Origin of the sequence: Ciceribacter sp. T2.26MG-112.2 (genome assembly GCF_900492205.1) — a bacterium.
GTDB classification, from domain to species: Bacteria; Pseudomonadota; Alphaproteobacteria; order Rhizobiales; family Rhizobiaceae; genus Allorhizobium; species Allorhizobium naphthalenivorans_A.
The window spans coordinates 21205-31598 of record NZ_UEYQ01000034.1 but is presented as its reverse complement, the minus strand read 5'-3'; the positions used below and the strand labels follow the sequence as shown (position 1 = coordinate 31598).

At 61.4% G+C, this 10394-nt stretch carries 10 protein-coding genes and 1 pseudogene; 6 read left to right on the top strand and 5 right to left on the bottom strand.

Translation table 11 applies throughout. The features are described from left to right. Nucleotides 1-288, top strand: a pseudogene (locus DYZ14_RS24265) (hypothetical protein); the annotation flags it as partial. Between the two features lie 16 nt (nt 289-304). Here the strand turns inward: DYZ14_RS24265 and DYZ14_RS22545 are convergent. Genes DYZ14_RS22545 through traA form a run of 4 tightly spaced genes read right to left on the bottom strand, consistent with a single transcriptional unit; the run spans nt 305 to nt 5963 of the window. Then, the gene (locus DYZ14_RS22545; protein ID WP_148658727.1) at nt 305-919 is read right to left on the bottom strand and encodes a TraH family protein; all 615 of its coding nucleotides are present in this window, start codon (nt 917-919) and stop codon (nt 305-307) included. A 16-nt stretch (nt 920-935) separates the two neighbouring features. Then, nucleotides 936-2099, bottom strand: coding sequence for a conjugal transfer protein TraB (locus tag DYZ14_RS22540; RefSeq protein WP_148658726.1), 1164 nt, complete (start codon nt 2097-2099; stop codon nt 936-938). Beyond that, complete coding sequence (traF, locus tag DYZ14_RS22535; RefSeq protein WP_445292611.1) at nt 2089-2655, bottom strand: conjugative transfer signal peptidase TraF; 567 nt, start codon at nt 2653-2655, stop codon at nt 2089-2091. The genes DYZ14_RS22540 and traF overlap by 11 nt, the downstream gene beginning before the upstream one ends. Beyond that, nucleotides 2652-5963: a Ti-type conjugative transfer relaxase TraA gene (gene traA / locus DYZ14_RS22530; protein ID WP_148658725.1), complete on the bottom strand. Its 3312-nt coding sequence runs from the start codon at nt 5961-5963 to the stop codon at nt 2652-2654. Before traA ends, traF begins: the two co-directional genes overlap by 4 nt. A 254-nt stretch (nt 5964-6217) precedes the next feature. On the opposite strand from traA, the gene traC reads away from it, so the two are divergent. The 5 genes from traC to DYZ14_RS22505 all read left to right on the top strand — a co-directional run bounded on the left by traC (nt 6218) and on the right by DYZ14_RS22505 (nt 9976). Continuing rightward, the gene (gene traC, locus DYZ14_RS22525) at nt 6218-6514 is read left to right on the top strand and encodes a conjugal transfer protein TraC (RefSeq protein ID WP_142913693.1); all 297 of its coding nucleotides are present in this window, start codon (nt 6218-6220) and stop codon (nt 6512-6514) included. A gap of 4 nt (nt 6515-6518) precedes the next feature. After that, nucleotides 6519-6734 (top strand): type IV conjugative transfer system coupling protein TraD, encoded by a 216-nt coding sequence (gene traD / locus DYZ14_RS22520; protein ID WP_142913692.1) that lies wholly within the window; start codon nt 6519-6521, stop codon nt 6732-6734. Then, the gene (gene traG, locus DYZ14_RS22515; RefSeq protein WP_154722740.1) at nt 6727-8706 is read left to right on the top strand and encodes a Ti-type conjugative transfer system protein TraG; all 1980 of its coding nucleotides are present in this window, start codon (nt 6727-6729) and stop codon (nt 8704-8706) included. The genes traD and traG overlap by 8 nt, the downstream gene beginning before the upstream one ends. A gap of 356 nt (nt 8707-9062) precedes the next feature. Beyond that, nucleotides 9063-9518, top strand: coding sequence for a thermonuclease family protein (locus DYZ14_RS22510; RefSeq protein WP_195950082.1), 456 nt, complete (start codon nt 9063-9065; stop codon nt 9516-9518). Nucleotides 9519-9718: 200 nt separating this feature from the next. After that, complete coding sequence (locus DYZ14_RS22505; protein ID WP_148658722.1) at nt 9719-9976, top strand: WGR domain-containing protein; 258 nt, start codon at nt 9719-9721, stop codon at nt 9974-9976. A gap of 33 nt (nt 9977-10009) precedes the next feature. Here the strand turns inward: DYZ14_RS22505 and DYZ14_RS24205 are convergent, their stop codons facing one another. Continuing rightward, nucleotides 10010-10183, bottom strand: coding sequence for a hypothetical protein (locus tag DYZ14_RS24205; RefSeq protein ID WP_195950080.1), 174 nt, complete (start codon nt 10181-10183; stop codon nt 10010-10012). Nucleotides 10184-10394: the final 211 nt, after the last annotated feature.

The window sequence follows — 10394 nt, the reverse complement described above, 5'->3', positions numbered from 1 at the left end:
CGCAGATCATCGCTGAACGCTCGGGTCATATTGCCTCCGACCAAATCACCAGTCGGAGGGAAGGAATCAGAATTCGGTAGCCAAGGAAATCCTCAACGCGATTCCGCGTTCAATGGACGTGCTCTAGTGATCATTGTCCCGCAGGTGCTTCCCGCGCAGCAACGAGAATTGTTTGCCCTCATACTGCAGGATTTGGCAGGAGCGCAGGATATGGTCAACGAAGTCATCGAAGTGACCCTCGATGGCGAAGACGCCGTTCTCACGCGCTATTCGCTTCCGGAGGCATAGCGGCCTTCCCAAGAGATCATTGTCCTCCAATCCTCGAGAGGTCGATCCGCATTTCTGCCGATCCAACGCTCTCGCCTTTCTCGACGCTTTCAGTGTTTGTGTCCGCAGGCGGTATGTCCACGCTGGCCTTGTCCTGGTCTGCCGGCAACACGTTGTCGATCGTGATGCTTTTTCCGGGATCGTCCGCCTGGAACACACTCACGCCCTCAAACTCTCCGGTCTTCCAGGCGTAGACCGCATCGTCGAAGATTTGCGGGAAAACCTCATCGCTCCTGGGGTTGCCGTACCACTTGGCAACGATCCGCAAAACCTTTGCGAACATCGCCGTTCCCCTTCGAAGGTTTTGGCAGGCGTCGACCAGATCGGGCTTCAGATCGGCCGCGTCCTTCACGCCGACGCCCGCCGGAAACTGCGTCAGGCCGACACGCACCACGGCCTGGCCGACATACTGCCGGACAATCGCCATCGCCTCATCCTGCGTTGTGGCCTTCGGAAAGAGGATCAATCGGCCACCTGATTTGACGGTGACGGCCAGTGGATCATTCGCGCCCGCCGCGGTCACGAACTGCTCGACGATCGCGGGCTTCAATGAGGGGTCGGCGCATTGTTGGATCAGCGCAGCGTCGAGCATAGCAGGCTCCTTGGCATCAGGTGTTGAAGGAAAGAACGAGGGGTTTGGCGAACAGGCGCGCCCAGGCTTGAGTGCTGGCGCGTTGGATGGCGACAATGGAAGTCCCTTTGGTCCACCAGCCGTTGCCGACGGCGACGATGAAGTCCGGCTCCTGCAGCATGGACTGCAGGACAGGCCAGACGATCAGTTGCTCGTAGCAGATCTGCGGTGCGACCCGAGCGGCGGCGGCGGTCACAACCGGGTTCGCGAAGAAGCGCGCCCGCGCGCCGCCACTTGCCCCAAGCAAGGAGCGCCAAGGCTGCCACATCGAACCTGGGACCGGCATCCGCTCGCGATAAATAACGCGAGCACCGTCACCGGAGAGGACGAGCAGAACATTGTCGTATCCGCCCGGATCAATGACGGCGGCGCCAGCAATGACGGTGACGTCACTCTCCTGCAGTGCTTTTACCCAGAGCCGCTCCACGGTCGGCGTCCAGAAGCCCAGCGCGCTCTCGGGAAGAACAATGGTGAAGGGTCCGCCCGATGCTCGATCCTTCACCGTGGCAATCAGATCGAGGTGGCGCTGCATGCTCGGGTCGCGCCCCAGCGATTTGCCCATTTCGAGGTCGACCCCCTGCCAGGATTCCGGTAGTTTCGGTTCGTCCCAGGTTGCGGCGGCCCAGATCCAAAAGCCTGCCAGGACAATCGCGACAGCTGGCCACATGCGGGTTACGAGGCCCATGACGCCGGCTGTCGCGGCAACCAGCCCCCACCATCCCCACCCTGGAAACAGTACGCCCGCGGCGGTGATCGGATGCGCCCAGCCAGTGATGCCGAATGGCGGAATGGCCATCAGGACCGCTGCCAGAAGATAGCGACACGGACGAGCACCCGTCCGCTTCGTCCAGAGGACAGTATGCACGATGACGAAGCCTGTGGACGCACAGAGCCAGAGCAATAATCCAGGCAAGAGGTCCGACGAATAGAAGTTGGCAACTCCCTGTGGCAGACCGCGTGACGCGGCGAGGAAATAGCCGGTCGAGACGACCGCGACCGTCCGCCTCGTTCGAGAAAGCGCCCAGAGAACCGGAAACGCGAACGCGACCGGCAGAAGCAGCACCTGGCCACTCCATCCCACCGTCCCGGCGACGATTGAAACGGCAATCAATGCGGTTGGCTGGAGCTGCTCACGGCGCATAGGTGAGCACCGGTTGTGCCAGGCCGAGGATTCCGGAGGCGGGCAGGGGGCCGAAATAGCGGGAGTCATAGGAACCCCGGAACGGTGAATAGAGAAAGACGCTTTTCTCCGGCACGATGCCGCCGGAATACGGCGCCATTGGCCGACCCTTTCCGTCTCGTTCAACCAGATCGGAAAACGGGACCGGGCGTCCATCGATCGTCACGCCGGCGCCGATCTCGAAATGCTGCCCGGCAACCGCGACAACCGTCTTGATGAGTGGCGCGACCCCGCTCGGGCAGGTTCCGAAGCGGAGATAGCCACGTTCTCGCGCCTCTCGCATGATGGGCGTTTGCGGAGGGCAAATGAAGACAAGATCGCCTGCCAATGCCGGACGATCGAGTGCAACGATACGCCAGAGGCCGAGCGGCTCGCTCGGTGTCAGGTTGATGCGGTAGCCGCCGATGATGGCCGCAGCAACACTGCAGCCGACCATCGATGCCGCGACCAGCAAGAGCACGACGGCATTCGATCGTTGAGCACGCCCCATCTCACGTGCACACACTTGCGCCGTCATTTCAGGGAGAGACCCTGGCTCTTTGTCTGGCGCAGGGTTTCTGCCTGTTTCAACGCCTCGGTCGTGCGCTCATGCGCGGCCAGCTGCTGCACCGTCCGCATCGAATTCCATGCAGACTGCACCTCGGCCTTCTGTCCGGCCGTCATCCCCGCGGTGACGGTGTTAAATGTCTGTCCGTTGGAGTCCTTGGCCGCCAGAGGCAGGAAGGTCCGTTCGCCGAACCGCTCCGCTACAGCCTTGGCGAAACCTTCGAGCTCCGCCTTCACCATCTTGTCGGCGAGCGCAAATTCCAGTCCGGCCGGCAGGTCGTTCCGGTCGATCGCATCGCGAACCCTTTCGAGTGTTTGTTTCGCGTTTGCCGAAAGCGCCGGAATATCGATCGACACCTTCAGACGGACGGCGCGTTCCTCGACCTCATATTTGCGTTCCGCTTCCGCCCGCTGGCGCAGATAGCGATCGAGGTTACGCGCGAGCGCCGGCGCATTGGTCTCAGCCTTCTCCCGCTCCTGCTTCTCGGCGCGGCTTGCGAACATCCCGGTCTTGCCCTTCAGCGCGCCGAAGTGTTCAGGGTTCGATCCGATCGTCGCCAGCGTGGATTTCGCGGCAGTCTCGTCCTTCAGCATGGCATCGACGTTGACAGCTTTGAACGCACTTTCCGGCTGCGCGTAAACGAGATGAAAGCGGGTCGAGACTTCCTCCCACTGCTTCTTCAATCCGGGATCGGCTGCGACCTTGTCCTCGACCGCTTGCTCGAACGATTTGGCGAAAGTCGTGACGCCCGAGACCATGGGCTTTGCCTCCTTAGTAGTGTTTTGCGCTGGAGATTGGGTGGCGCCACGGACGAGACCGAGCTTGCCGGCAATGGTGGCTAGGCGGACACCAAGATTGGCGAGCTTTTCCTTCTGTCTGACGGTCCATTCCAGCCGGTCACGAAGGAGCGTGCGCGCCACGCTGACAATGTGCAGACCGCGCGCTTCTGCAAAGCGAAGTGCCTGGCTGTAGAAGGCGGACTTCTCATAATCGAGCGTCGTTTCATTCGCATTCCTCCGTGACAGGATCGGGACCAGTCCGCCGTTCTTCGCGAAGGATCTGCGGCCGTAGTAGACCGTCAGGTCTTCACGATGACGCGTCATGGCGACATAGGTGAGATGCCGATCAAGCGAGAGCGAGGCCAGTACCTTGACCCGGTCGACGGTAGCGCCTTGGGCTTTATGGATCGTCGTGGCATAGCCATGGTCGAGGTTGTTATAGAAGCGTTGTTCGACCAGAACCTGGCGCGCGTGTTCGCCATCGCCGATCTGCGCGACAATGCGGCCTTGCCCGGTCTCGACGACCTTGCCCAGCATGCCGTTCTTGACGCCGAGCGAACCCTCGTTCTTGAGGAAGACGATCTGGTCGCCGACCGCGAAATTGCGATCGCCGTCCGCCGTCTTGAACATGGTTCCTTCATCGAGAACCCCGCGTTCAATCAGCTTGATGCGCGCCATCTGGTTCAGCATGCGCACGTCCCTGCGCAAATGGGCAAGGATCAACGACGTCTTCGTCGGATCGTAATCGCGGTCCCAGGCGGCGATGAGATTGTCGACGGCCTCAGCCTTCAGATCCCATCCGATCACCTTGCCATTGGCGCGATAGGCATCGACCGCCTTGCCGACATTACCGCGCGCCAGATCGAGCGAGGCGTCGCGCATCCATTGCTGGCGCTGGCGATAGATGGTTTCGAGTTCCGCATAGCCGATACGATCGGCAATCGCACGAAAGGCAGCGCCGGCTTCGATCGGTTGGAGCTGTTCGGGATCGCCGATGAGAACGAGTTTTGCGCCAGCCTTCGTTACCGCTTCGACGAACAGCGCCATCTGCCGCGACGACACCATGCCCGCCTCGTCCAGTACAAAGACCGTCTTGCTGTCGAGTTGGTTGCGCCCCTCGTTCCAGCGCAGTTCCCACGACGCCAACGTGCGAGAGACGATCCCCGCTTCCTTCTCCAGGCCCTCGGCTGCCTTGCCGGCAAGTGCGCCACCGACAACGCGGTAGCCTGACGCTTCCCAGGCCTCACGCGCCGCCTTCATCATCGTCGTCTTGCCGGCGCCGGCGCGGCCGATCACGGCGGCGATCCGCTCGGCTCCCGCCACGCGCTCGATCGCAATTTTCTGCTCATCCGAAAGACGCTCATGGCGCTCGAATGTCGCCGCCAGAACCGCGTCCCGCACACGATGTGACGAGCGCTGCGACAGCCAGATGGCGCGATTGGCCATCTCTGCTTCGAGCCGGATCATTTCGCGCGTCGTGTATTTGGCCGGCAGCCTGGAACCGGTGGCAAGGTCGAACTGCTCGCGCTCAAGGCGATACGTGTCAGGGTGCAGGATGATCCGGACCATGAGGCTTTGGAACAGGGCTGGATCATCGATGTAGCGGTGGAGAATCTTGGCGACGTCACGCTCGTCGAAGACACTTTTCTCACGCGTGATCAGGTCGATAACGAGTTTCGGATTCCGGTCGATGCGTTTCGCGTTCTCGGCTCTCCGCGCGTCCTGCAGTTCGATGCGCTCAAGCTCCAATGGCGTCGAGGCCCCATCGGATTTCCGTTCGATCGCTTTGGTGCCGACACCAAGGTGGATGGTCGGCTCGAGATCGATTCCTTGCTTTTCGAAGGACCGCCCATCGACGCGAAGGTCGAGGCCGGCAAGCGCCAGATGCCGGTTCTGGCAGGCAAACCATCCGTCACGAAACGCATTGAAGTCGTAGATGCTTCCGGCCCAGAGCTCATAGACGATCTTGCCGGCATCGTTGCGGATCGGATTGCCGTCCGGTCCTGTTACCGCCACCTTCTTGGCGCCGAAACCGTCCTCCGTCAGCGGGCGCAGCGTGGTCATGAGATGGACATGCGGATTGCCGGGTGCGTCATGATAGACCCAGTCCGCCACCATGCCCTTCGACGTGATGTGCCGTTCGACGAAGTCCCGCACGAGCGCGACATTCTGCTCTGCCGTCAGTTCGATCGGCAGTGCGATCGTGACGTCCTTGGCGAGTTGTGCATCGGAGCGTTTCTCGAAATCTTCGACCCTGTTCCAGAAAGCCTCGGAGGCGCCGGCCACCGAACGGTCCGCGATCATCGAACGCAGCCATTCCGGCGCATCGGCGGGGATGACGAACTCCTCATGAAGCAAGCCCTGCTTGCGGGTGTAGTCGATTGTGCGGGCCTCGCGCTCGAACTCCATCTTGGCGCAGTGCCGGTAGGCCGCCGACAGCACGGCGCTGCGGCCGGAGCCGCGGGCGACAACGCTGACGGAGAAATGGGGGACGGCCACAGCAATTCTTTCCCGGTTGCGAACGAAATCAACAGGTTCGTCGGAAGCGGAAGGCCCCGCCAGGGGCAAAAAGCAGAACGTCGCGTCAGCGACGTATAATTGCGCCCTTCGGATCCGCTCCTTCGGAACGGCCGGGATCATTCACCAAAGCTGGCGCTTTGGCGATTGTAGGATTCACAGTAGTGCGTTCCGCACGCTCCTCCGGGAAACTGGGTTCGAAAGACAAGCTTTCCAACCCAAAGGAGACGTACGGAATGAAAAGGCCATCCTCCAAGATCCGCGACGAAATCGCCAAACTCCAGGAGCAGCTAAAGATCGCCGAGACCCGTGAGGCCGAGCGCATCGGCCGGATCGCCCTCAAGGCCGGACTTGGCGAGATCGAGGTCGACGAGGCAGAGCTGCAGGCGGCCTTCGAGGACCTGGCGAAACGGTTTCGCGGAGGCGAGGTTCGTACGACCGGAGGAAAGAGGGGAGCAGGCGCAGGCGAAAGCAGGGCACCGTCCACGCAGAACGCGACTGGCGCGGCTGCGGGCGGGACTGCTGAGGCTTGAGCGGATGGCGCGCACGACCACATCCGACGCCCGCAAGAAGGACACGCGGGAAAAGATCGAGCTCGGCGGTCTGATCGTCAAAGCGGGCCTTCGATACGAGAAACGGGCGCTGCTGCTGGGCGCGCTCATCGATTTGAGCCAGCGCCTCAAAGCAGATGAGACCGAACGGCCGCGGCTGCTGGCGATCGGCGCGGGGGCCTTTGGCAACAGCGATGAATAGGATCATTCTTTTCATGGCGCCTGTCGTGCTGATGATCCTGGTCGTGATCGGATTGACCGGGATCGAACACTGGCTGTCCGGCTTCGGAAAGACGGAGGCTGCTCGACAGACGCTCGGCCGCGCCGGCATTGCCCTGCCTTATGTCGCCGCGGCGGTCATCGGCATCGTGTTGCTGTTCGCGAGCGCCGGCGCGATCAGGATCAAGACGGCAGGATGGGGCGTCGCCGCCGGAGGGCTAGCGACGATCATTGTCGCCATCGTTCGCGAGGCGATCAGGCTGTCGGCATTCGCGAACCAGGTTCCGGTCGGCAAGTCGCTCCTCTCCTATCTCGATCCGGCGACGCTGATCGGAGCGGCAGCTGCAGCGCTTTCTGCCTGCTTCGCCCTCCGCGTTGCGCTCGTCGGCAACGCGGCCTTCGCCAGTGCCGAGCCCAAACGCATACGCGGCAAGCGGGCGCTGCATGGAGAGGCCGACTGGATGAAAATGCAGGAGGCGACGGGCCTGTTTGCGGAGGGCGGCGGTATCGTCGTCGGCGAGCGATATCGCGTCGACAAGGACAGCGTAGGGACGCGCGCGTTTCGCGCCGATGATCCCGACACATGGGGTGCCGGTGGTAAGTCACCGCTCTTATGCTTCGACGGTTCGTTCGGTTCGTCGCATGGCATCGTGTTCGCTGGTTCCGGCGGTTTCAAGACGACATCGGTGACGATCCCGACGGCGCTCAAATGGGGCGCCTCGCTGATCGTCCTCGACCCGTCGAATGAGGTTGCCCCAATGGTGTCGGCCCATCGCACCAGCGCGGACCGAGACCTGTTCGTCCTCGATCCGAAGAAGCCGGAAACCGGATTCAATGCGCTGGATTGGATCGGGCAATTCGGCGGCACCAAGGAAGAGGATATCGCATCCGTTACCTCATGGATCATGAGCGATAGCGGCGGTACGCGCGGTGTGCGCGACGACTTCTTCCGGGCCTCGGCCTTGCAGTTGTTGACGGCGATGATCGCCGACGTTTGCCTTTCCGGACATACTGAGAAGGAGAACCAGACGCTTCGCCAGGTCCGCGCCAATCTTTCCGAACCTGAACCGCAGTTGCGCCAACGCCTGCAGGAAATCTACGACAATTCGGACTCGGATTTCGTAAAGGAGAACGTCGCGGCCTTCGTGAACATGACGCCCGAAACCTTCTCCGGCGTTTACGCCAATGCGATCAAGGAAACCCATTGGCTGTCGTATCCGAACTATGCCGCGCTGGTTTCCGGAAAGACGTTCTCGACGGGGGATCTTGCCGAGGGAAACACCGACGTCTTTATCAACATCGATCTCAAGACCTTGGAGACGCATGCGGGCCTGGCCCGCGTCATCATCGGCTCGTTTCTCAACGGAATTTACAATCGCGATGGGTCGATGAAGGGCAGAGCGCTCTTCCTCCTCGACGAGGTAGCGCGCCTTGGCTACATGCGGATCCTGGAAACTGCGAGAGACGCCGGCCGAAAGTATGGCATCACCCTTGTCATGATCTACCAGTCGATCGGACAGATGCGCGAAACCTATGGCGGGCGCGATGCCGCAAGCAAATGGTTCGAGAGTGCGAGCTGGATCAGTTTCGCAGCAATCAACGATCCCGAAACCGCCGACTACATCTCACGCCGCTGCGGCATGACGACGGTCGAGATCGACCAGGTCAGCCGCAGTTCGCAGATGAAGGGATCGTCGCGGACGCGATCGAAGCAACTGGCCGCCCGGCCGTTGATCCAGCCGCATGAGGTGCTGCGCATGCGTGCCGATGAGCAGATCGTATTCACGGCCGGGAACGCGCCGCTTCGATGCGGTCGCGCGATCTGGTTTCGACGCGAGGATATGAAAGCCTGCGTCGGAACAAACAGGTTTCACAACAAGCTGGGTAACACGCCCGAAGCTCGTCTGATCGAGCCGGCGCGCAGTGAAACGAGCAAGGCTGATCGAGAACAATGAAGAGTATCGGAGAAATCAGCATAGCGACGACCGACAGGGCGGGATTTCGGGAATTCTCGTCGTGCGAGGAGCGGGAAACAGCGCAGCCGCAGGAGCCTCAACATAGTGGCCTGAAGGCGAGGCGGGACCGACTGCGCCCCGACCCTCGCACACCGTCTGAAGTCCCTTGCCCGTAAACGCAGATGAAACCGAAGCCGAGATAGGTTGAGGCAAACAGGAGAGACCCGAGGGTGACGAAATCGAATGTGGTTCCGTTCAAAAAGCAGCGGAAGCCCGGCAGCAGGAATGATCGATATCGCTGGCAAGGCAGGTCACCCCGATCGGGACAGAACAGCCTGCGCGCATCACTGATCGCGATGGTCTGCGCCGTTGTGATTGCTGTTGTAGGATGGCTTGCCTTTGGCGGCGCCGGCAAGCTTTCCGGGCTCCTGGCTGCGGCCAGGACACCGACCGCGGATTCATCGTCAGCCGCGTTTTCATTCTGCGGCGCCGGTCGCCACGTGAACTGCGTCGTCGACGGCGATACGTTCTGGTTCCAGGGCGAGAAAATCCGCATCGCGGATATCGACACGCCGGAACTCAGCCCGCCGCGATGTGAGGCTGAAAGGATCAAAGGCGAGGCAGCGAAAGCAAGCCTGCTCGCGCTTCTGAATGCCGGCACGTTCTCGCTTTCGACCGGCCTGCGCGACGAAGACAAGTATGGCCGCAAGCTTCGCACGGTGACGCGGGCAGGGCGCTCGCTCGGAGACGCTCTCGTCGACGAGGGCCTCGCCAGACGCTGGGACGGTGCGAGACACGGATGGTGCGGCTGAAAGGCAGCGAGAGGATCGTCACCGGATGGCCGAAACCGCCCGCGGGTTCGGGGAGCGTGAGCGAATAGAGCCGTGCGCGAAGGCGCCTCGCCCAAGCCAATCGGTATCCTTCGCACGTCATCACAGACATGAATCGATCCATGCCGACCGATTCATAAGTGTCGTTGGACGGGATTCCCGAGTTCAGAGATTCTGGTCTCATGATCTCACAGCCTTATCATCTCTATGTCGAACGCTCGGACACCTCGAAGAACATGGCCCGCTACTATGCCATGTCGATCGAACCCAACCTGTTCGGGGACGTCTGTCTCCTGCGCAAATGGGGCCGCATCGGAAGCAAAGGGCAGATGATGGTCCATCATTTCGGGCGGGAAGAAGAAGCGGTTCGATTGTTCCTCGACCTGCTGCGTCAGAAGCGAAAACGCGGGTATCGTCCACGCACCTCGGTGGCAACATAGCAAAGGCCCGCCGAAGCGGGCCTCGAAAGCACCTCATCGGCGCCGGTTCCAGTCGGTTTCGAAGGACACTTCGATCTCGACGAAGAACGGGATCTTGATCGCGAGCTTCAGGCCGAGCTTACCCTTGCGGAAGAAGTGGCTGAGCACCTTGCTGAGAGTGCGGAGCCGGCGGCCGGTGGCGGCGAGGAATTGAGCGAGCTGTTGCATGTTGTTTCTCCTTTCGAATTGCGGTCATCGCAGGGATAGTCGGCGGACCGGAAAGGAGGGACGCACCCAGAGGGCCGAAACGGATGTGGAGGACCTGGCGCCGACTGAATTTTGATCGGCGAGGAGCAGCCGTGCTGCGGGGAAAATTCTGGTGACGGCAGGTTGCGTCGTGACGCACGGGACGCACCATCCCCCGATGAGAGATGACAGC